This is a genomic window from Sorangium sp. So ce834, assembly GCF_051521425.1.
Lineage (GTDB): Bacteria > Myxococcota_A > Polyangia > Polyangiales > Polyangiaceae > Sorangium > Sorangium cellulosum_D.
The window spans coordinates 12,331,045-12,354,026 of sequence record NZ_CP150351.1; the positions used below are offsets into that span (position 1 = coordinate 12,331,045).

Annotated in this window: 12 protein-coding genes and 1 pseudogene; all 13 read right to left on the reverse strand. The window is 73.5% G+C overall.

Features of this window, described 5'->3' with window-relative positions; all coding sequences use genetic code 11:
• Positions 1 to 277: 277 nt before the first annotated feature.
• Complete coding sequence (locus WMF20_RS45415; protein ID WP_437607996.1) at positions 278 to 1,084, reverse strand: hypothetical protein; 807 nt, start codon at positions 1,082 to 1,084, stop codon at positions 278 to 280.
• The gene (locus tag WMF20_RS45420) at positions 1,081 to 4,947 is read right to left on the reverse strand and encodes a hypothetical protein (protein WP_437617228.1); all 3,867 of its coding nucleotides are present in this window, start codon (positions 4,945 to 4,947) and stop codon (positions 1,081 to 1,083) included. The genes WMF20_RS45415 and WMF20_RS45420 overlap by 4 nt, the downstream gene beginning before the upstream one ends.
• Before the next feature lie 1,134 nt (positions 4,948 to 6,081).
• Positions 6,082 to 6,471 (reverse strand): annotated as a pseudogene (locus WMF20_RS45425) (eCIS core domain-containing protein); the annotation flags it as partial.
• Between the two features lies 1 nt (position 6,472).
• Entirely contained in the window at positions 6,473 to 6,982 is a 510-nt protein-coding gene (locus WMF20_RS45430; RefSeq protein ID WP_437607997.1) for a hypothetical protein, read from the reverse strand.
• Positions 6,982 to 8,949 carry an ATP-binding protein gene (locus tag WMF20_RS45435; protein WP_437607998.1) on the reverse strand — a complete coding sequence of 656 codons (1,968 nt, stop codon included), beginning with the start codon at positions 8,947 to 8,949 and terminating at the stop codon, positions 6,982 to 6,984. Before WMF20_RS45435 ends, WMF20_RS45430 begins: the two co-directional genes overlap by 1 nt.
• A 125-nt stretch (positions 8,950 to 9,074) precedes the next feature.
• Positions 9,075 to 13,349, reverse strand: a complete 4,275-nt coding sequence (locus WMF20_RS45440; protein ID WP_437607999.1) for a hypothetical protein — start codon at positions 13,347 to 13,349, stop codon at positions 9,075 to 9,077.
• Entirely contained in the window at positions 13,346 to 14,740 is a 1,395-nt protein-coding gene (locus tag WMF20_RS45445; protein WP_437608000.1) for a hypothetical protein, read from the reverse strand. Before WMF20_RS45445 ends, WMF20_RS45440 begins: the two co-directional genes overlap by 4 nt.
• 6 nt (positions 14,741 to 14,746) lie before the next feature.
• Positions 14,747 to 16,345 carry a hypothetical protein gene (locus WMF20_RS45450; protein ID WP_437608001.1) on the reverse strand — a complete coding sequence of 533 codons (1,599 nt, stop codon included), beginning with the start codon at positions 16,343 to 16,345 and terminating at the stop codon, positions 14,747 to 14,749.
• A gap of 38 nt (positions 16,346 to 16,383) precedes the next feature.
• Positions 16,384 to 17,316, reverse strand: coding sequence for a hypothetical protein (locus WMF20_RS45455; RefSeq protein WP_437608002.1), 933 nt, complete (start codon positions 17,314 to 17,316; stop codon positions 16,384 to 16,386).
• Positions 17,317 to 17,348: 32 nt separating this feature from the next.
• Positions 17,349 to 17,534 (reverse strand): hypothetical protein, encoded by a 186-nt coding sequence (locus tag WMF20_RS45460; RefSeq protein WP_129580087.1) that lies wholly within the window; start codon positions 17,532 to 17,534, stop codon positions 17,349 to 17,351.
• A gap of 3 nt (positions 17,535 to 17,537) precedes the next feature.
• Positions 17,538 to 18,149 (reverse strand): hypothetical protein, encoded by a 612-nt coding sequence (locus tag WMF20_RS45465; protein ID WP_437608003.1) that lies wholly within the window; start codon positions 18,147 to 18,149, stop codon positions 17,538 to 17,540.
• Positions 18,150 to 18,179: 30 nt separating this feature from the next.
• Positions 18,180 to 20,696, reverse strand: a complete 2,517-nt coding sequence (locus tag WMF20_RS45470; RefSeq protein ID WP_437608004.1) for a phage tail protein — start codon at positions 20,694 to 20,696, stop codon at positions 18,180 to 18,182.
• 2 nt (positions 20,697 to 20,698) lie between these two features.
• Positions 20,699 to 22,981, reverse strand: coding sequence for a putative baseplate assembly protein (locus WMF20_RS45475; RefSeq protein WP_437608005.1), 2,283 nt, complete (start codon positions 22,979 to 22,981; stop codon positions 20,699 to 20,701).
• Position 22,982: the final 1 nt, after the last annotated feature.

The window sequence follows — 22,982 nt, forward strand, 5'->3', positions numbered from 1 at the left end:
CTCATCGCGGGAGACGGTCTCACGATCGCGCCGGGACGGCCACGAGGATCTGCGCTCATGGTCGCTGCAGGTCTCGCGCCTCGCCCGGGCTCGGCGCCGCGCTGCGCGGCGGGACGATTTCCCTCGAGTTCGTCCCCCGGACGCCGGGCGATCGCCTCGGAACGCGAACACCCGAGCGCAGGAAGCCCTCCCGATCGAGATTGGTGAAGCTCGCGAGCCCCTCGCCGACAATGGCGCTCATCACGACCTGCGCGAGGCGCTCCCGTCGTTGCGTTGATCAGGGCGTGGTGGGCTCGAACGTGGCGAGCTTGATATCGAGCTCGCCGCCGAGGAGCGGCGCGTAGACGATGCCCGGCGCACCCGCAGCCACGTAGCGGCCGATGGTGCCCATGCAGGCGGCGAGATACTCGAAGGCGATGCTGTCCGGTTTGCGGCGAACGCTCTGCGCGACCATGACGATATGGGGGACCGCCGTGAGGCCGTAGGCGTCTTCCAGCGTCGCCGAGAGCTCGCTTCGGTCATCCCGGAAGTCGACCACGGTCCGATCGGCCTCGGTGATCTCGGCGTCGTTGGCGAACACCCAAGTGGCATCCGCTCGCGTGAGCACGTAGAGCTTTGGCTCGCGGCCGGGAACCACCAGGAAGAAGAGCTCGTCGTCGAAACGCTTCTCACCGATCGTGCCACGCAGGATCGCGCCGACATGCCACTGTGGCCGCGCATCCGCGGCCACAGCGTGCGTGAACACGTACGCCGCCTCGAAGAAATCCATCATCGCTTCGCCGTCGATGCCGCCCCGATACGTCTCTTGCTCGAAGAGCGGCGCGGCGACGTGGGCCTTGATGATCTTCTCGAACGCGGCGAGCGGACGCACGGGGGCGTCGCGACGTCGGGCGACGCCCTCGAGCGCAGACTCGCACTCGACGATTCGCTCACCGGCCAGCGCCCGCGCATTCACCAACGCCTCATCGTCGTTCGAAGCCGGGATGACCTCGACGACTCGCTTGTTGTCGATCAATGCGTACATGACGCGTGGCCCGTCGGCATACTGGCCGCTGCCAAGGCGCGTCAGCAAGAGTGCGCTCATCGCCGTCCTCCGAACAGGAACGAAACGATGTCATCGGCGAGCGTAGCCCGCAACTGTTCCGGTGTCATTTCTCGGTGCCGCGGCTCGCGCTGCATCAGCTCAGCGTGACGGCGTATCGACTCGTCGGCCGCCCGATCGACGGCGTTGTCTCGACGCGGCGAGCCCGCGGCGCGCTCGGCTGCCCGCGGCGCACCGCGAGCGCCGCCGGCCACGGGTGGCTGACCGGGAGCTCCGGGAATCCGTTCGCCGCCGGCGGGCGACAGCCGACGCAACAGCGACAGGTCTCCTTCGTTCGCGATTGCACGAAGCACCTGCGCCATGTCGGAGAGCTGGGTCGGCGAGCGCACGACCTCGCTGGCGAACAAGAGGCGCTGCAGGCGGCTCATGAACCGGGCGGCGCGCGCCTGTACCGCTGCACGCGAGCTCACGCGAGGCGTCTGTCCTGTCTGAATTGTCTGGATAAACGCCCTGATGAACTCGCTGGGTGACATGCCGAGGCGCCCCGCCATTCGAGTCGCGAAGTTTTCGATCGTGCGATATGTCCCGAGGCTCTCGACGACCAGGTTGCCGGCGCCGCGGGCCGTCTCGGCGACGCGATGGCCTTCGTTGGCCTGCGAGACGCGGCCTGGATGCTCCTGTCCGCCCAACCTCATCGGAGCGGTCCCCTGCTCGATGGGGTTGCGGGTCACGTCGGCGACCTGATCGCGGGCCCCACGGAGCCTCGGACCCGTTCCCTGCGGCGCCGCGGCACGTTCAGCGCCGATTTCCGTGCCTCGCTGCTCAAGCCCTTGCCGCACCGTGCGATCGGCCTCGACCTTGGCCGTGATCGCCTCCTCGGTGGACAGAGGCGGGCGTGGTGCGCGGCTTCGACCCGGCGCCGGAGCCACGACGGATTCACCAAGGCGCAACAACGCCTGTCCGTAGGGGCTCTCCGGATGAACGCCCGGCGGATGTTCGCCCGTGCGCAGCAGGTGCTGCATGTCAGCAGCAACGTTGGCTTCGCTCCGGCCAAACCGGTCGCCGATGGTCCGCATCTGACGCGGCACCGTGGCGTCCGCGCCACCAGCGATACGACCTGGCGCGTGAGCGCTCGCGAGATTGCGCAGCCCGAGGAGGCGGGCGTGGAGTCGCGCCGCTGCCTGTGCCTTCGCCTGTGGATTGGGGATCGCCTCGATTCGAACGAGCTCCGCGTGCAGTTTCGGTGCGCCCGCGAGCTCCTCCGCATAACTGTGTCGCAGCTGCCCGCAGTCCGAACACACCCAGATCTGGCCGTCGCGCGTCACCTTGACGTCGTGACTGCCGCCGGCCGGCTCGCGGCCGACGACGCCAGGCTCGGCCGGATCGACCGGTGGTGCGTCGCGATGTGTCGAGGGTCTCTGCGCCGGGGCCCCGTCGCGCGGTGCGCCTGGCCCCGGATCGTGCGGTCCCTGGGGCGCGGCGTCACGCGCCGTCGCGGGAGTCGCCTCTCGAGGAGCCGCAGGCACTCCATCAGGCGGCGCGGCAGGCGTTCCATCATGCGATGCGGCGGGGCTCGTCTCGCGTGGCGATGAAGGCGCCGCATCGCGCGGCGGCGGTGCCATCTCCCGTCCCTGCGGAGCTGCCTCGCGCGGCGCGGCCGGAGCCGCTTCGCGCGGTGCTGTGGAGCGCTCTGCGGTGGGTGCGGCCTCGCGCGGCGCCGCGGGCCCAGCCTCGCGCGGCGCCGCGGGCCCAGCCTCGCGCGGCGCCGCGGGCCCGGCTTCATGCGGCGCGCGCGCCGCGTCGGCGCCGCCACCGCGCCGGGCGCCCCGCGCGGCGTGGAGGAACGACGCGCTGGAGATCGCCCCCGAGAGCAGGAAGCCCTGCAGATCGAGCTCGGTGAAGCTCGCGAGCCCCTTGCCGGCGGCGGCGTTCATCACGACCTGCGAGGCGTATTCGCTGACCATGTCGAACGCGAGGGTGATCGCGAAGCGCGAGAGCGCCGTCGCGCCAGCTTGCCCGGCGGCGTTCACGAGCGCGCCGCCGAAGGCGCCGATGCCGCCGCCGATGGCGCCGGTCAGCGCGCCGGTCCACGCCGCGTGCCACAGCCCGCGGCCGGTGCTGCGGCGGCCGGCCAGCGCGTTGCCGACCAGGTAGCCGGCCATGCTCGACAGCGCGCCGGCGATCGCCCCGACGATGATCCCGGTGATCACGGTCGCGAGCAGGCCGGCGCCGATCAGCCCGCCCACCGCAGCGCCGATGACCGGGCCGAGCAGCACGCTGACCACGATCGCGATCAGGATGACCAGCAGGATCGTGACGACCGTCTCCCACGCCGGCCGCTCGTTCTGCGCCGCGATGCAGGCGTACTTTCGTATGTCGGCGGCGAGGCCGGGCTTGCGTCCTCCTCCCTCGGGGTCGACCCCGCCCTGGATCTGCAGGTCGAAGCCGCGCTGCAGGCTCGTCTTCTGCTGGTCGATCCCCTCCCGGATCCCTTGGTTGAGTCGGATGTAGCCGGAGACGACCGTCAACAGCGCGCACGCGAAGGTCCGCTGCACCGTCGTGGTGAGCCGCTCGATGGCGGTCGCGTGCTCGGTCCGAGCCTGGGTGAAGCCCTCCACCGCGCTGCTCGACGCCTGGCCCATCGCCTCGGCGAAGGCCTGGGTGAGCTGCCTGGCGCCGTCGCGCGCCGTCTCCACCAGCCGGTCGAGCGCTCCTCGCGCCGTCCCGCGGCTCGCCTCCACCGTGCTCACGGCCGTGTCGAGCCCGGAACCCAGCCGCTCGCGAAGCTGGCCCAAAAGGAGCGTGACGCGGCCGTGGACCCCGCGCATCGTCGCGCGCGCCAGCTCTCGGCGAGGGGCTGTCGTGACCTCGAGCACCGCGCGCAGCTGCGCCAGCGCGTCGGCGATCCCACGACCGGCCTGCGCGGCCCCCCTCAGGAGCTCACCGGCCACCCCGTGCGCCGCCGACTCCACCATCAGCCGCTGCAGATAGGCCGTATCGCGCGCCGCCTGCCGCTGCGCGTGGCGCTGGCCAGCGAGCTGGCGAAGCTGGTTCGCCAGCTGCGCGTCGACCGACGCGGTGCGCGCTTGCCGCTGCGCCGCCGCCGCGGCGAGCGCGCCCGTCATCATCTGTCCGAGCGTCCCCACCGCCTGCGCCGCGCCCTGCTGCACCCCGTCCTGCGCGCCCAGCGACGAGCTGATGACCGTGGCGCAGTGACCGGCGCGCGCGCGCGCAAGCTGGCGCGCCTGAGCGGCAGCCTCGTTCACGAACCCGTCGCGGTAGCCCTTGGCCGTCTCCATCGCCGCGTTCGCGCGCGCGTCAGCGCGCCGATCCGTGAGATAGCCGTCCAGGGCGTTGTCCATCTGGTTGATGCGCCCGCGGTGGTACATGCGCCAGTACGAGCGACCGAGGTTCATCGCCTCGCCGCCCTTGCTCGTCCCGACGCCAATGAGCTCCAGTTGACCTCGCGCGATCAGAGTGCGCACCACGCCGAGCTCGGCGTTCTCGGCCGAGCCGATCGCCCGCGTCGTGCGCGCTGCGCCGCTCTGCACCCGCCCCATCGCCGCCACGGTGGTCGTGACGGCGTGCACGGCGCTCGCCACGTACTGCGCGTTGATGACCCCCTTCGCCGCGCGCGCGTCCCGGTGGGCCGCCCTCGTCGCGGCCGCGTAAGCCGCGTCGATGGCGTCGAGCGCGCGATCGCGCGCTGACTCGATGTCCCCTTTGACGCCGATGAGCGATGTCCCGAGCCTGCGGGGCACTTCCTGGTCGAGCTCGAACAGCGCCTGGCGCGCCTCGCCGCTCATCTCGCGCAGCGAGCTCGACGCCACCTGCGCGGCTGCCTCGCGCGTATCGCGGTCTCCTTCGGGGCCGAATCGGGCGTCCTCGGCGGTGGCGGCGACCACCTCACCGCGACTCTCCGCCATCGCGCCGCGCCCGGCGTGGAACGCGTCGAGCGCCTCCGCGCGGCGAGCCGACGCCTCACCGAGCGCAGCGCCCATCGCGTCGTCCTGCGCGGCAGCGCCGCCCTCGCCGTCAGCGCCTGGAGATGGCCCGCCGGCACCGCCGCCGTCTTCGGCGGGCTGAGGGCCCCCACCCTCGGCCGCCTGCGGTCCACCGCCGCCGCCCCCCTCGGCCGCCTGCGGTCCGCCGCCGCCGCCTTCCGCGGCCTGCGGTCCGCCGCCGCCAGCGCCACCGCCGCCCTGCGATTCGCACCCCGGAGGTGCTGGCGGGGGTGGCGGCGCTTCGGCCTGCTGGCTCTGCTGCGCCTCCTCGGTGCTCGTGCTGCTGCTCTGCGTGTCGCCGTGGATCTCTGTGTTCGCCGGCTCGCGCGGTCGGTCCGAGGTGGACGTGCCGGTGCGATCGGCCCCGGTCGGCGCGCGCTGCGCCGAGAGCTCGTCGGTGTCACGGCAGGAGTCTTCCTCGCCGCTCGACTGTTCTGGCGTGTGCCTGGGAGGCTCGGCGGGCGCCGGGCACGCCGCTCCGGCCCGGCGCGCCACCGCCGGATTTGGAGCGGGCGCCGCTCCCGCCGCGACCGCGCCTGCATCGGCCCCGTCGGCCGCGCCACCGCCGCCGCCGCCGCCGCCGCCATCTGCCGCGGGTCCGCCGCCGCCTTCTCCGCTGCCGCCGCCACCGCCCGCATCGGCCGCCGGTCCGCCGCCACCTCCCGGACCGCCGCCTCCCCCTTGTCGCCCAGCTCCCTCACCCCCACCGATGTCCAGCATCGGAGGCTCGAAGTCGCGCTCGGCCAGCACGTCGAGCTGCATCTGGACCGCCGCGCTCGAGAGATCCATCGAGCCGCTGCAGCTCGAGCACGCGCCGCCGCAGCTGCAGGCCATCTGCACGCCGGCCTCACCACCGCCCCGCTCTTGATCCAGCAGGGCCTCGGCCGACTGCCCGCGGACGACCGCATCGGCCACCTCGTCGGCCTGCCGCTCGTACCGATCTCCGGCCTTGCCGACCCCGCCGTCGAGCTGAACTCCCGCCTTCTGCTGCACGACGTGCGCCGCCTCGTGCGCCGCAAGCCGCAAGTCGGGCGGCGCACGGAACGCGATGCGATCGCCCAGCGTGAACGCGCGCGCCCCCAGCCGCGACGCGGCGCGGCTCGAAGCGCCGTCGCTGCCCGTGCGAACATGACCGATGTCGTGGCGGCCGAACGCCTGCTGGATCGTCGCCGCGAACGGCAACGGTGCGGACGCGGTGGCCACCCCCTGACGGGCGATGCCGTGGATCGCCGCCGCCCGATTCCGCCCGCCGCCCTCCGCACCCGCGCCGCCGCCAGCGGCCATGCCCCCGGGACCTGCCGCTGCCTGCACGTACGCCGGCGGCGACGACGGTGATTCCTCGAGCTCCGCGCGCGCCTCGGACGCCGCTCGCTCCGCGGGCGCGGCGGAAGACGGACGTCTCTCGGCGGCGGGCGCGACGCTCATGTCACTTGCGCGCTTCCTCGAGCTCCGTATCCGTGGCCTCGTCTCCTTGCATGTCCGCCGCCGGCGTCAGCCCCTGCGCGCGCAGCGTGTCCGCGATCGACGCCGACACTTCGCGCCGGATCTGCTCGCGCAGCGCCTGGGCGCGCGCCTCGCGCGGCGCGATGGTGCCGAACGCCGCCGCCGCCGCGCGTTCGAGGCGATCCGCGGCCGTCTCGAAATCGAGCGGGGAATCCTCGGCGAACACCTCGTCAGCCGCCTCCAGGAACGCGGCGACCGAGGGGGGAAACCTGTCGAGCGGCGGCATCGCCACACCGCGCGCGTCCAGCGCCGGTCCGAGCGCCTGCATCAGCGCGAGGACGCCGACGTCGCCGGGCGCGCTGGCCATCTCGGCGACCAAGCGGCGCAACGAGTCGGCGTGCGGCGCGATCGGGCGGCCCGCCGCGAGGTCGGCGGCGGCTGCCGCGATGGCGTCGGCCAGGCGGCGGGCGGCGGCGGTGGGTCCAGCGTGCATCAGGGCTTCTCCTCAGGGGTGATCGACGTGGCGGCGCCGAGCTCCGACGGCAGCGTGCGCCCCAGCTTGCGGTACTCGACGGCGAGGCCCGCCACGAGATCCGGCAGGCGGATCGGCCGCCCATCTCGGCGCGCGAGCAGGCTGGCGCACAGGACGGCGTTGCGCACGTGACCGCCCGCGAGGTCGCACGTCGCCGCCAGCTGGTTGAAGGACGCCGAATCGAGCTCGTGATGAGCGCCGAGGTGCGTGCGCCAGAGCGCGCGCCGCTCCTCCGGACCCGGCGGAGGGAAGTCGATCACGGCGTCGAGCCGGCGCGTGAACGCCGCGTCGATGCGCGTGCGGCTGTTGCTGGTCAGGATGACGATGCCATCGAACGACTCGATGCGCTGGAGCAGGAAGTTGGTCTGCGCGTTGGCGAAGCGGTCGTTGGCGTCCTTGACGTCGGTGCGCTTGCCGAACATCGAGTCGGCCTCGTCGAAGAGCAGAATGATCTCTTCGTGCTCGGCCTGGCCGAGGAGCTGGGCCAGGTTCTTCTCGGTCTCACCGATGTACTTGCTGGTCACGGCGGCGAGATCGATCCGGTAGAGCGGCGCCGACAGGCGGCTGGCCAGCCAGCTCGCCGCGAAGGTCTTGCCGGTGCCCGACGGACCGACGAAGAGCGCGCGCACGCCGGGACGGTGGCGCGCGCGCATGGCCGCGCCCAGCCCGTCGGCGAGCTCGTCGCGCGCTCGGCACCGCATCAGCAGCAGCTCGAGATCGCGCCGCAGCGACGGCGTCCTCACGAGCGCTTCATCGGCGACGTCGTCGTCGATCGGCTCGGCGAGCCCGCGCAGGCCCGGGCCCTCGCTGGTCCACGCCGCCGTGCGCACGTGCGATCGGTCGATCGCGGCGGCGCCGGCGAGGCGAGCGGCGCGACGCGCGGCGCGCCCCAGCTGCGCGATGCGGCCGGCGCCGTGGCGGTGATCGCGGGCCAGCGCCGCGGCGAGCGCCTCGTCGCCGAGGCTCTCCTGCCACAGGCGCGACCTCTCGTCGCGTGTCGGCACGGTCAATCGCCAGCTCGGGATCGCGACGCCGTCACGGTCGATCGTCCCTTCGAGGCCCGCCAGCGCCAGCACCGGCCCGTGGTAGCCGGGCAGCGCCGGCAGCCGGCGCCGCTCGCTCGGGCCGAGCTCGCAGACGAACACGGGCACCAGGTTGCGCAGCGCCATCCAGAGCCCGAGCCCCGCGACCGGCTCCCCCTCGACGAACGCAGCTTCGGCGCCGAACGCCGCCGCGACCGCGGCGCACACGGCGCGCCCCTCGGCGATCGAGGGCGTCCGCACCGTCAGGGCCTGCTGGTCGTCCCCGAACGCCGCCGCGTATCGCGCGGCCTCCGCCACCGTCGGGCGCGCGAGCGGCACCGCGGGACGTGCGCCCACCGTGACGCCCGCGATCGGGATCTGCAGCCCGCGCAGCGCGGCGTGGACGGGCGCCGACAGCGCCATGCGCCGCTCGACGAGCGGCAGCTCGTCGCCGCGCAGCAGGAACACGCTGGCCAGGCGCGCCGGGCCGTCGACCAGGTCGCCATAGGCCTTCTCCGCGCCCTCGCCGGCCGCGGCGAACGCCGTCGCCAGCAGCCCGACCATGGGGCGAGATCCCAGGGCCGGCGCCTGCAGCGCGGCGACGAGCCGCGTGAGGACGGGATCCTCCTCGAGCGCGATCAGCAGCGCGATCGCGAGCTGCTCGCTCGCGCTCAGGCCCAGCATCGCGGCGAGCGCGACCACGGGCAGATCCGATTCGGGAGCGGCGCCGCCGTCCCCGAGCCGCTGCCACCACGCGCCATTCACCCTCGGCTCGCGCGCGGCGATCGCGTCGACCTCGGGGCCGCGGATGCCGGCGCGGCCCGCGACGTCGAGGAGCGCGGCGGTGGCGAGCGCGACCAGCGGCGGGCGGGGCGCGCGCGACGAGGGCGTCGGCTCGGCGCTCACGCGCGGGCTCCCTCGAGGGGGTGGGAGCGGACGGCGCGGCCGAGCCAGGGAACCCAGCCCGGATCGATGTCGAGGCCGGCGAGACGGATGTCGGCGTCCGGCTCCTTGGCGCGGGCGGCTCCCACTTACGCCTTTCGGAAAAACGACGGCGCCGTCCGCGCCATCGGGTCCACGAACCGCGCCGTCGCCCCCTTGGGGAGCACGAGCTGCGCGCTCGCCTCGGCGACGCGCGCGCGGGCCTGGTTGCCGACGAGGTCTTCGACCACCCCGTGGGCGACCATCTCCTGCCCTTTGAAGAACATCACCTTCATCCCGAGCCGCACCCGGATCGGATCGATCGCGACCGGAACCGTCTTGCCCGGATGCACGGGCGTGTCGTCGACGACCGCGCCGGCGATGATCTCGTCGACCGGCGCGTGGCTGGCGAGCAGCAGGCACACCCGCACGAGATCGTTCATCCAGGCGAGCGCCTCCGCGTGGGCGGTGTCGATCCGGCTGTACAGCCAGTCGACCAGCCCCTCGATCTCCTTGCGATCCACATAGGGGATCTCGCCCCACCGGGGGAGCGCCGCGAGGTTGCGCAGGCGCACGTTCTCGCCCTCGTACTGGCTGAGCCGCTCGGCCCACTCGAGGCGGATCGCGGGCAGCACGTCCGACGCCTGGGCGTGCAGGCAGCCGGCTATCCGGCCGATCTGCGACAGCTCGCGCGCCGCCGCGTCGGCGACGAGCGAGCGCCCATGGTTGGCCTCGATCAGGTCGCCGAGCGACAGCACGTGCTTGGCGTGCTCGCGCGTCTCCTTCCAGCCGAGGCCGACGAACCGGGCGAGGTCGAGCTGCGCCACCTGGAGGCGGACGTTCCCCACGGCCCGCTGCTGCGCCTGGGTCACGTTGACGATCGCCTGCCCGAAGCGCCCAGGCAGCGCGCGCTGCCGGAACGTCGCTGGCTGCACCTCGGTCACGCGCACGACCTGGGCGCGCATCTTGGCGATGGCCAGCGTCCCGTGGAGCAGCTCCACCCGATCGAGCTTGTCGAGGATCCGGGGGACATCGGTGAACCACGACACCGGCGCCTCGCGCAGGAGCTGCACCATCTCATCGATCTCCTCGGGCGCGTCCGAGTGGGCGTTCAGGCAGGCCGGGACCGGGGCCGCGAACACCCCCGGGTTCAGGCTCAACATCGGCGCGTCCACCATCGCCTCGGCGAAGCGGGGGCGAACGTAGGCGAGGAAGCCCAGGTGCTCGCTCAGGACCTTGGCGCGGCGCTGGTTGATCTGGCCGACCCGATCCTGCTCGTCGCGCAGCAGCGCGCGGGTGGTGGCCAGCTTGTGCCGGACCTCGCCGAGCTCCCCGCCGATCACGGCGAGGCGCCTCGCGGCGGCGTCCTTGTTCTGGTCGATCGCGCGGAGCGCCTGCCTGCACCGCTCCAGATCGGCCCGATACGCGACGATGCGCGCCTCCACCGCGCGCAAGGTGGCGATCGCGTGCTCGACGATCAGCGCGGCGTCCGAGTAGAGGTTGCCCTCGTCGGCGTCCTTGCCCGCCGGGTCGCGCAGGATCCGCTCGATGCCGCCGAACGTCTTGCTCTTGAAGACGCGACCCAGGCTGACCGGCGCGGGCAGCCGCTTGACCAGCCCGGCGCGGGGGTTCGCCACCGCGCCCTCCTCCTCCTTCTCGATCTCCTCGCCCTTCACGCTGAGGAACGGCAGATGGAACAGCGGCTGGCGATTCTTGTCCCACTCGGGCACGCCGAAGACCGGGATATCCTCGATGTTCATCTTCTCGTCGCTGAGCAGTCGAATCGCCTCGAGCGCCTCGGTCCGCGCCGCGACCGCATAGTTCTTTGAGTCGCGCCCCGGCGAGGCCTCGATGCGCTCCGCGATGCTGACCGTCCGGAAGTCATAGGCACCCTCCCCGACGATGGGCTGGTCCTTCTGCACGATGTCCCGCGCCGGCGGCGGCGGCATGTAGATCGTGGATGGCAGCACGGAGGACGGCTGGAACTGAAGCCCTCCACCGCCGAGGAGGGCCCCAGCGGTGATCAGGTCGGCGATCACGCCGGGGTCGAGCGTCGCGGACGGCGTGGGCTGGAACGCCGACGGGGGCAAGAACAGCTCCGGCGAGACCAGCGAGGCGCCCGCCACGCCGCTTGGGGGACGGATCCCCGTCGAGCTCGACGCCACGCCCGGCGAGGCCGACAGGGCGCCCGCGATCGACGTCCAGCTCGTCGTCGCGCTCGAGGCCCGGCCCGACGCCAGCAGCGAAGCGGCCGTCGCCGCGCCGGACGGCTGGAGCCGCGCCGAGCTCGCGCCCAGCGTCGACCCCACCAGCGAGGCGCTCGTCACCGCGCCGGAGACCCGGGAGCTCGGCGTCGCGCCGCCGGGCACCGCTTCGCGCCGCTCCAGGTCCCTGGGCTGAGGCTTGGGCGTGCCGCCGGTCTTGGGCGGCGCGGCCGTTCCAGGCGGCACGACGGTGCCGGGCGGCGGCTTCCCCTTCACCGAGAGGTAGAACTTGTTCACCTCGTCGGTCACGGCGGCGGCGCTCGCGCCCTTGGCGATCGACGTGAGGATCGGCGACGACGCGAGGCGCGTGGCGGCGATGTTGCCGAGCATGAACTGCCGCAGCCGGTAGATGTTCGCGTGCCCCTTGAGGAACGAGAAATCGATGGTGTCGTCCGCCTTCGCGAGCTTGGCCTCGATCTTCTTGATGAAGGCGTCGAGCCCCATGCCGCTCTCGAGATCGTCGATCTCCTCCTTGGAGAACACCCGGCCGCGCCGGACCTTCTTCGTCGGTACCGGCTTTGAATCGCCGGGGTCGGACTCGGGGTCTTCGTCCTCGTATTCGGTGATGCCGAGCGCGACGCGCAGGTCCTCCATCGCCCTGACGACGCCCTGATCGGCGCCCTCCACTCCATAACGCTCCTCGCCCTCCCAGGCCTGGGTCGGCGGGTCGTTCGGCTCCGGCGGCGGCGGCAGGCCGCGCAGGTAGTCCTGGAGCGTCGCGGGGGCCGGCAGCGTCTCGGGCAGCCGGCCGGGGAGCGCCGGCAGCTCCGGCTGCTCGATGGCCTCGGGATCCGGGTCGGGATAGACGGGCACCGTCTCGTCGCCGTCCGCGGCGCGGACCAGCGCGGCGTGATCGCGCCGGAGCAGCGCGCGACGGAAGCGCCAGCCGTGCCGCTCGAACTGGAACCAGTCGATGCTGCGCTGGAAGATGGGATCGACCTGCTCCTCGATCAGCAACCTGGGCTCGTACACGGCCTGGGGCACCGGCGCGATCACCAGGACGTCCTCCGCGCTCGCGGTGTCGAGGGGCGCGAGCGAGGCGCAGCGCTGGATCACCTGGTCGAGCTGCTCGAGCGGCAGCGGCGCCGCCTTGATCCGAAAGCCAGCCGGGAAGAACCGGTTGGCCGCGCTCCCGAGCGGGTCGAAGGAAATGGCCTCCCGGGGGAGCATCCCGGCCGGCGGCAGGGCGGCGAACTGGGCGATGTGCTGGCCCGTGAAGACGGGATCGAGGGGCGGCATGCCGGCGAGCTGCTCGGCGAACTGCTGGATGCGCGCCTGCCACAGGAAAGGCGTCCCCGTGCGGAGCGCGTCGTGGGTCACGAAGGGCCGCCGGCGCTTGGCCTTACCGCCCTGCCGTACGACCGAGTAACGGTCCACCCACACGGGCACAGCGTCCTCGAACGCCAGGAGGCCGATGGGGACGCCAAAGACCTCCCAGGGGTGTTGTTCCTCGGATCCCTGGAGCCGCTCGAGCTCGAAGATCGCAAAGGCGATCTGGTTGCGCCAGGCAGATCCGCTCTCCGGCAGCTCGGCCCAGCCCGGGTTCCAGGGGAGCAGCAGCAGCCGCGCGGCGTCGATCGTCTGCTCGTCGGCGAACGCGCCCTCGGTCTCGTCGTAATCGCAGGGGTTCGTCGGATCCAGGTTGCCCGCGCCGCGCACCACGGAGGGCTGCAGCACGAGCACACCGAGCCTCGTGCCCGGCGGGATCCGCGGCGACGCGTCGTCGGGCGAGGTCCCGAACGACCCCGGCGGCGCGCGCAGGTGGGCGACGTCGACGCGCAGGGCGCGCGGCAGGACCACGTCCTCGCCCGAGGGCGCGAGGCCCATCCCGGGCGCCACATGCAGGAACGCGCGCCCCTCTGGCGCCGATTCGGACGGAGCGCGGAGCTCGAGATCGATCTCGAGCCCGGTCACCACGCCGGGCGAGAGCACCTGCCCGAGCGTGGCGAGGCGGCCCGCGCGCCCCTGCTGCTCGGCCTGGAGCGCGGTGTCGCTGAGCGTGCGGCCCGTGTACAGGTGGAGCCGCCGGCGCCACCCGCCGTCCACCTGCGGCGCGAGGGCAGGATGCACGGCCACCACCCGCTCGCCGGCCAGGGGATTCTCGATGGGGGTGACCTTCATCTCTCTCTCCTCCCTTCAGCGAACAGCTCGGTGGCCCGCAGCTCGAGGGTGCGGCGCCGGACGAACCAGAGCAGCTGGTCGCTCACGGCGGCCAGGGCCTCGCGCCAGGCAGCCTCGATCGGCGCCCTGGGATCCGCCGTGACGATGGCGCTCGGCGCGGGCGCCCTGCGGGTGAGGGCGTTGAGCACGTCGATGGGCTTGCGGCGGACCAGGAGCGGCGGCACGAGGCGCAGCGGCCGAGGCGTCGTCTCGAGGCGCAGGCGCCGGAGCGAGGCGCGCGACATCGGGATCAGCACCTGGAGGGTCGTGAAGTCGAGATCCTCGGCGTCGCCGCGGACGTCGATGGGCGGCAGCAAGAGGCTCTCCTCGACGAGCACGGTGACCTCGTCCTCGGTGACGATGGTCAGGTCCACGGCCATCTGCGCCGGGAAGAAGTGCTGCGTGAAGTCCTTTGGATCGATCGCGGCCGCCGGCATCCGGCCGGCGGGGGGCAGCACCTCGAAGTGGTCCGCGGCGGCGAAGCGCAGCCCGCCGCGCGCCTGCCGCTCGGCCACGAGCTCCCGGAGCTGGCCGTCGTACTGGGCGAGGTGGGCTTCGCGCAGCGCCCGGGACGCGACGCCGAAGCCGACCACGCCGCCGTGCTCGGCGCCGATCTCGCGGCGGACGAGGTAGGGATCGACCCAGCGGACGTAGCCGCGCTCGAGAGAGATCATCGCCAGCGGCAGCGTCTCCGGGGGGATCCCGCGGGCGGCCTGCTCCAGGAACATCGTCCGCGCGACGTGGGAGCGCTGCTTCCAGGGGTCGCGCTCCGTCGCGTCGTCGCGGTAGGCGATGAGCGTGAGCGCCACGCCCTCCACGATGTCCGCGAGCTCGCTCGAGCGCCTGCCGTCCACCGTCGTCGGGTACTTGACGATCGATCGCGTCACGTACTCGACGGGCCGGAGCGCGAGCACGTAGAGGCCCGTGCGCGCCGAGGGCGGCGTCGCGGGCGCGGTCGAGAGGCCGAACGAGGCGTCGAGCTGCGCGAGCTCGCTCACGTCGTCCACCTCCACGACGACGGGCGCGTCGAGCGCCACGAGCTCGCCGGCGGGCGTGACGCCGTGGCCTCCGGAGATCGCGAGCCGGCGGCCGGAGGCGGCGCGCACCTCGAGCCCGCGGATCACCCCGGAGGCGCCGGCGCTCGAGAGATCGGCCTGGCGCGACAGGGAGTAGGTCTGCTCGCGGAGCAGATCCCGCGCGGCCAGGAAGCGGCCGTCGAAGTAGTGAGAGCGGGCGCGCCGCGCGTCGACGACGAGCGTCCCTTCCTGCTCCATGTCGTGGATCTCGCCGGGGGAGAGATCCTCCAGCGACGCGCGATCGGGACCGAGGGTGGGGTCAACAAGCGAGGTCATGGCGGCCTACTCCTCCGGCGGAGGGGATGTCGTGGCGGAGACGGGGTGCGACTCGTCGGCGCGGAAGTCGGCCGGCACCGTGTCCTCGCGGGCGGGATCCGCGAACCGAGGCGGGTCGGACCCGGGCACGAGGCCGAGGTGCCGCCCCTGGAGCGTCCGGCGGCGCACGTACCAGAGGCGCTCGCCCAGGGCGGCCGCGCGGTCGAGCGCCTGCTGCCAGCGGAGGTCGAGCTCGCGATCGCGCTCCGCGTCCTCCCCCTCGAGCGCGCGGTCGGGGCCGGAGGCGATCGGCGGGCGCACCGCCGGCGTGCCGAGCCCGCGCGCCGCCGTCATCGGCAGGCGCGGCAGGAGCTTGCGAAACACGTCCACGGGCTGCCGCCGGATCAGCACGCCGGGCGCCGCCGGAGAGAGCTCGACCGTGAGGCGGCGGCGGTCGCTCCCGAGCAGCTCGCGCGGCGCCGGGACGAGCACCAGGATGCTGGTGAAATCCAGATCCCCGGGCGGCGCCATGAGATCGATGGGCGGGAGCCACAGCGCCTCGTCGACCAGCGCCGAGACCTCGTCGTCCGGCACGAGCGCCATCGCGCAGGGCATCTGCGGCGGAAAGAAGCTCTGCGTGTAGCGCAGGTCTCCCGCCCGCTCCACGGCTTTCAAGGGCAGCTGCCCGGCCGGCGGCAGGGCGCGGAACACCTCGGCGGCGGAGAAGTGGAGGCCGCCGGGGCGGCTCCTGCGCTCGTTCATCGCCTCGACGAGGTGAGCCTCCTGCTGAAGCACGTAGGCCTCGCGCAGGCCGCGCGGGGCGAGGCCGAACCCCGCCGCGCCGGCGTGCTCTCCGCCGACCTCGCGCCGCACCATGTCGACGTCGATCCACATCACGAAGCCCCGATCGAGGTGGACCATCGCGAGGGGCAGCGCCTCCGCGGGCACGCCCCCCGCCGCGCGCTCGACGAAGATGCGGCGGGCCGCGTGGGCGCGCTGCTGCAGCGGGTCCAGCTCGGCGTGATCGTCGCGGTAGGGCACCAGCGTCACGGCCACCGCCTCGATGATCTCGCCGTCGTCGACGGCCCGCCGCTCGTTCACCGAGGTCGGGTAGGCGGAGATCGGGTTGGCGGTGAACTCCACGGGGCGCAGCGCCAGCACGAACAGGCCGGACCGCCGCCGCGGCGGCTCGTTCGGCACCCCGTCGAGGTGGAAGGCCCGGTCGAGCTGCATCATCCGCGTGACGTCGGCGAGGTTGACGACGAGCCCGCCCGCGGTGTCGTCGTCGCGGCGGAGCACCACCAGCTGGCCCGCGGGGGTGACCCCGGTCCCGGGCGAGATGGAGACGGTCGTGTCGTCCACCCGCGCGACCATCAGCCCGTGGAGCACGCCCGGCCCCGTGGCGCGGGCCAGATCGGCCTGGCGGTCGAGGAAATAGTCCTGCTCTCGCGTGAGGTCGTGGGCGGCCAGGAACCGGCCGTCGAAGTAGCGCGGGCGCCGCCGCGCTGGGTTCACCACCAGGGTCCCCGCCCGGCGGTATCGCTCGATCTCCCGGGCGTCGAGGTGATCGAGGTTCAACCGGGCGAGGCTGCGGAACGGGGTGAAGAGAGCTTTTACGTCGATCATCCACGCCTCCTGTGGGGCCTCCCGGGCCCTCTCCCGCCTCAGATGAGCAGCTGGGCCAGCGCCGCCGCGGTGTAGACGAAGGCGCGATCGTCGTTCCGGACCTCCACGGGGCGGGTCGCGTCTCGCACCGCCGGACGGTCGATCCCCCCGTCGGTGCACGGGATGCGGAGCCGCGCCAGGAAGAGCCAGTGTCTGTCGTTCTGGGGATCGAGCCAGTCCGGCACGACAGGGTCGTTCGCGAACGGGTCGCTGCGCTTGCGCGGGCGGAAGCGGTCCCAGGCGCCGAAGATCAGCTGGCGCAGCCGCGCGGCCCGCTCGGCCTGGGGCAGCGACGCGACCTCCGCCCAGTAGCTCTGCGGCAGCGGCGGCTCCGCCTCCTCGCGCGGCACGAGCGTGAGCTCGAATCCATCGCGGATGCGGGACGGCTGCACCGCGTCCAGCGCGTCGAACGGCCCCGCCGCGAACGCCGGCGTCTTGCCGCGGCCGCAGGCGGCGAAGCGGAGGAGCACGTCCACGATCAGGTGCCCCGGCGCGGGCGGCGCGGCGCCGGGGTCGCCGTCGGGGTGGAAGGCCTTCCGCAGCCGCTCCGATCGCTCGAAGCCCGCCTGATCCTTGGCGCGGCCCGCCTCCTGGAACTCCAGCCACCTGCTCAGGCGGATGCAGCGCCCCGGCAGGGCGTTCGGCATGCTCGGCACCTCGACGAGCCGGCCGATCCGATCGAGCGCCAGCCCGGGCGCCACGTGCACCTCCTCCGCGTCGGGGTCGAGGCCTTCCTCCGGCGGCGGGACGATGGTGACCTCGAGCCCCGCCACGGTGCCGCTGCCGTCGAGGAACGCCAGGGCGCGGGCCAGGCGGCCGCGGTGGTAGTCCTGCTCGGCGCGGAAGTCCTCCTTGTCGAGCATGACCCCCTGCTCATAGAAGACGCGGTCTGGATCGGTCGGCTGGTCCAGGCTGTCGGGACGCGTGCTCATCGTGTCTCCTCGTCACTGCGGAAAGGGCGACGTCACTGCGGAAAGGGCGACCGAACGGGGTTTCGGACCACGACGTCCAGCTCCACCGGCTTGCTCTGGTTCCCCGCCTGGTCCTCCACGACGAGCTGGAAGCGGTAAACGCCGTCTCGCAGCGTGAGCTGGACGCGCGGGTCGTCGGTCTCCTTGGTCTCGTCGGGCTTGATCTCGAGGACGACCATGGCCTAGCGATCCTCGCGCCGCCGGGGCGGGACGCCGGGCTGGACGATCGGTTCGTCACGCGGCACGCCGATGAGCGCATCGCGGCCGGGTGGGTTGATCGGACCGACAGGCGGCCTGACGACGGCCGGATTGACCACCACCGGGTTCAGCGGCTCGACGCGCGGCCTGACCACCGGCGGATTGACCACGACAGGAGTCAGCGGCTCGACGGGCGGCCTGACCACCGGCGGATCGATGACGAGGGGCGGATCGATGACGAGGGGCGGCGTCCTGGTCTTGACCGGCGCCGAGACCAGCGTCCAGATATACTTGACGATCGGACCGCCGCCGAAGTCGCTCGACCCCTCGGCCGACAGCTCGAACGGCTTCCCCGCCTCCGGCCACGCGTCGGGATTCTCCTTCTGGGGCACCACGAGCCGGAGAACGGCGGTCGGCGCGGTGGTGTCGCGGACGATGACCTCGATGCTCGCGGGCGCGGAGCGATTGCCGGCCTGGTCCTCCACCACGAGCTGGAAGACGTGCAGCCCCGGCTGGAGCGGCCGGCCGTTCGTCGGCGTGATCTCCACGTGATTCTCGACGGTCTCTATCGGTTTGTTCTGCTCGAAATTGGCCATGAAGCCCGCCTTCCTCGCCGTGCGCTCCGCTCACCGCCGGAGCATCCAATGGTATCGGACCAGCCGCCGCCCCGGCGCGGCCCGCGACGCCGAGCCGTCGAGGGTGAGCGGCGCGCCGAACTCCCGCGGCGGGACCGGCGCGACGCGCGCGATGGGCTGCATGGACGACGGCGAGTGGCCCAGCCGCGGATCCAGGCTGGGGAGGTGCTCGATCCGGTCGCGCCCCCCGATCCGGCTCGCGTCCACGCGCACCGGCCGCGAGCCGGGCTTGCGGCCAAGGTAGGTGTCGACGCCCACGAGCGAGGACATCCCCACCAGGAACCGCTGGCTCGCCGTCAGCACCTGCACGGCCACGTGCGCCGGCGCCTCGCGATCCACGATCTGACGGATGAGCCCAAGGTCCTGCGGATTCACCTCGTTGTGCACGAGCACCGTCGCGCGGTGCGCCAGCCGATCGAAGAGCTCCGCCACGGCCGACGCCTCGGCCGGCGTGACCGGGAGATCGGCCGAGAACAGCGCCAAAAACTCCTTGTTGTTCTCGTCGCCGAGGAACAACGTATCTCCCACGAACGAATTGCCGCTCACGGAGAGCCCCGGCAGGAGCGGGTCGTCCACGTCGACGAGGTTGGCGCCGAGGATGGTCGCGAACGTGCGCCGCAGCCGGAAATCCTCGAACACCACGATGTCGCCCCGCTCGACCCCGCCGTCGGTGACCAGGTCGAGCGCCAGCCGGAGGCCGTCGAGGGTGCCGCGCCGCCGGTAGAGCTCCATGGCGTTCTGCAGCAGGGCGCGGCGCCGCTCCACCGGGACCGCGGCGGCGAACGTGAAGCCGATCCAGCTCGCCAGCCACTCCAGCGCCTCCTCGGGCGCCCCGGAGGCGTCGGTGAGGAGCCATGCGTGCTTGATCCGATCCTCGATCGACGTGAGGATCCCCTCGAAATTGCCGAGGAACCGCTCCAGGAAGTCCGCCGGCGTGGCCGTGACGTCGGGGCCGTGGGCGTCGGCGTCGGGCCCGAAGACCTGCTCGTGGTACAGCTCGGGCAGGTAGCTCTTCACGTAGGAGCGGCGGCCGCCGTAGACGCGGAGCGCGGCGACCTCCGGGGTGCTCCGGCCGTCGCCATGGAGCTCCATCCGGACCCACAGGTAGCGCCCGACCAGCGAGCGCACCCGGAACTGCGGGCGCTGGACGAGCGCGGTCCACGTCCCCGCGCGGTGGGGGCGCCGCTCGCACGGCAGGAGCCCCGGGTGGAACGGGATCTCCGACGGCTGCGAGAGCCACACGCCCTGCGGCACGCCGGGCGCGGCGTCGCCCGCGACGGCGCCGAAGCGGTGCTCGTGCCACGCCGCCTCCGGGCCGGGGACCGCGCGCTCGTTGCTCGCGGCGAGCAGGACCTTCACCCCGCACCCCGGCGGGATGGCCGCCTCGAGGTAGATGCGATGCCAGACCGCCTGCGCGTCGCCGCCGTCGATCACGCGGTGGCCGAGGTCGTTGCGCGCCTCCCCCACGACCGCGAAGCTCGGCCACGAGATCGGCACGAGCGGCCGCGGCCCCTCGGGGGTCGCGACCTGCGGCGTCGGCAGCGTCGTGTGCAGGAACATCGGCCACGCCGCGAGCGGCCGGTCCGCGCGCGACGGCGACAGGCCGCGGAGCGGGTAGAGGTCGCCCACCGGGTCCACCGCGCCCGCGCCCGCCGTCACGGGGTAGACGGGCGCCTCCTCGGCGCCCTGCGCGTCGCTGCGGGCGACGAGCACCGCGACCTTGTCGCTCCCCACCCAGACCATGCCGTACGGGTAGCGGACGCCGCGCAGGCGCGCGGGCGCGCCGAGCCGGTCGTCCTCGCCCAGGATCCGCAGGTGCGCGTCGGCGTCCGGCACCCAGGTGAGCAGCGCCAGCCTCCCCTCGGGGCTGCAGGCGATCGCCACCGGCCACTCCGCGCTCGGCCACGTGGCCCCGGGGAGCTCCTGGGCGCGCGGCGGATCGGGATCGTCCGTCTTGGGGCGGAAGGTGTCGGGCGTGTACGCGAAGGCCGCGCGCGACCGCAGCGGGAGCCCGGTGACGCGGGCGATCCGGTAGAGCACCCGGTCCAGGCAGTACACGCCCCCGGTCGGGATGGGCGCGAGGCGCCAGGCGCTCAGCGGCGCGAGCGGCAGGGTCACGGACTCCCAGCGGTTGCGCAGGTCCTTGAGGATGACCCCGCCCGCCGCCAGGTAGAGCACGTCGTCGTGGCCGACGGCCACGTCGTGGACGAGGACCGAGGGCTCCGCCGTGTAGATCGTCACCTCGTCGGGGAAGGCGCCCGTGGCCACCACGCGCCGGCCCACGGAATCCCAGCGGGCGCGGGTGCCGAAGCGGTCGATCGAGCCGAGGGTGCGCTCGACCAGGGAGCGGGCGCGGTCCGCGTCCTCCTGCCACGAGAGCCCCCGGCGGGCCGACGAGAGGCGCAGGACCCTGCGGGCGCGATCGTAGTGCACGCCCGGCGGATCGCCGACCCTGGCCCAGTGCTCGTCGTCGGCCAGGAGGAACGGCCGCTGGAGGTTCGCGTCCATCGCTAGCAGACCTCCGGGACCACGGGCACGGCCACGCCGGCGTCCGCGTCGTCGGCGAACGGGTTCGGGATCTGCGACGGATCGTCGGCCGGGGGCGGCGCGTCGGCGACGGCCACGACCGCGAGCAGCTCGGGCAGCTGCCACGGCTCCAGCGCGAGCACGAAGCCGCCGGTGGCGTTCCGCTCGGTGACCCGCTCCCAGCCGCTCCCCTTCCTGCGGAACAGGTTGACGCCGATGACCTCGGACACGCCGGGCACCTGCGCGACCACCGTCTCCACCTCGCGGTCGCGCACGGCGCGGCCGAGCGGCCAGCCGGTGAAGCCGGCGCCGCCCGGCGCGAGCGGCCACAGGAACCGGCGCACGGCCTCCTTGATCGCGAGCAGCTGCTCGTCGCGCGGGAAGCCGTCCCGCAGCGTGACCCCCACGGTGACGGCGAGCGGCACGTACTCGCAGCCGATGGTGTAGAGCTCGGTCGCGAGCGGCCGCCGCGCGTCGAGCCACGTGTGCACCGCCTCGAGGAACGGCCGATCGGCCCGCGGGTTGGGCGGCGTCCGCTCCGCTTTGAACGGCAGCACCATCACCGACACCACGCCGGGCACCTCGCTCCGGCGCTGGTGCGGCTTGAACCGCGGGAGCACCTCGACGCGGGCCACGACCACGCCCGGCGTCTCGACGGCCAGCGTCCGGAAATCGTCGGCCGTGACCGCGCGGTCCCGGTGCCGGAGGATCCCGGGGATCCGCTGCTCGGCCTCCGCCAGGAGCTCCGCGTCCTGCCCGCCGTCGGTGGGCAGGCTCTGCACCACCTTGAGCTTGCGCTGGACGCGCGGATGCGGCGGCCTCGCGTCGAACGCGGTCATGTCCTTGAGGGTCCCGGGCGGCAGGTTGCCCGCGCGCCCGCCGCCGGCGCGCATCGCCGAAACGCGCACGCGCCTGCCCGCGCCCGGGATGCGCCCGCGCACGCCGTCGCCGAAGCGCACGGTGCTCGCCTCGGGATCGAGCGTGTAAACGGCGGAGTCCCGCCCGGCCAGGGCCAGATCGGCGATCCGCGTCCAGCGCACGAACCCGAGGTTGTCCTCCTCGACCTCCAGGACCAGGCTCTCCGGGTCGACGTTGGCGGCCGGCAGCTGCATCTCCTGATCGGCGCTGTCGTCGCTCGACCCGATGATCCGGCCGGTGACGGTGGCGCGCTGGTCGATCTCGATCGCGTTGACGCCCACCCAGCCGAGGCGCAGCGACTGCTGCCCCTTCTCGATCGGCCGGAGGCGCAGCCACGCGACCACGCGGCCGGCGATCTTGGCGTCGTCGATCCGCGGCGGCCGGTCCCCGAGGCCGGCGGCCGGGTCGTTGCGCACGTCGTTCTCGGGCGCGCCGATCAGCGAGGCGCGCGGCAGCCCCAGGCGGATCACCCCGCGGCGGGTGAGGCCGCTCGTGTCGTCCTTGATCACCTCGAGGGCGACCATCTCCGCGCCGCCGGGCGAGCCGCCGGTCGCGCGGCCCGTCGTGATCTCCCAGACGTGGGGGATGCGGCCGCGGCGGGCGAGCTGCTCGAACAGCTCCGCGTCCTCGAGCGGCCGCGGGACCTCGATGGCCGGCATGATCCCCACGTTGAGGATCCGCTGCTGCCCCTCCGGGTCGTTCCCGAGCGCCTCGCGCGCCGGCCCCACGAGCTCCGGCTTGCGGGCGAGGAGCGCCAGCCAGAGCGACCTGTCGACCGTCTCCTGGATCACGTCGATGCCGGCCGCCGCGGGCGCGCCGCCCGCGAAGACGGGCGTGGTCACGTAGAACTTCGGCGCGACGGGCCTGCCCTCGCGCGTCGAGAGGCCGTAGGCGAGCGGCAGCTGGGCGAGCAGCTCGGGCCCGAGGGCCCTCTCCTCCTCGGCGCGGATCGGGCGCTTCACGAAGGCGTCGGCGGTGATCGGCAGGACGGTCAGCTCGTCCCGCGTCTCGAACGGCACCGGGCCCTTGATCGGCGCGAGCGCCCGGATCCGCGGCGCCTCCGCGACGTCCTCGTCGAGCTGCACGCTCACGAGCCCGCGCGCGGCCACGGCGGGGCGCATGGGGACGCCGAGCAGGCGCAGGAACGCGAGGCGCTGCCGCTCGGGGACGAGGTTGGCCCGGTAGAGCATCGTGTCCGCGAGCCAGGCGAACAGCTCGATGAGCGTCCGCCCCGGATCCCCGACCCGGGGATCCGTGTACTCGGGCGCGTGGGCGGGGATGCGCGCGACCAGCTCCTCCACGAGGTCGTGGAACGAGCGATCGTCGAGCGCGGGGGGCCGAATCGGCATG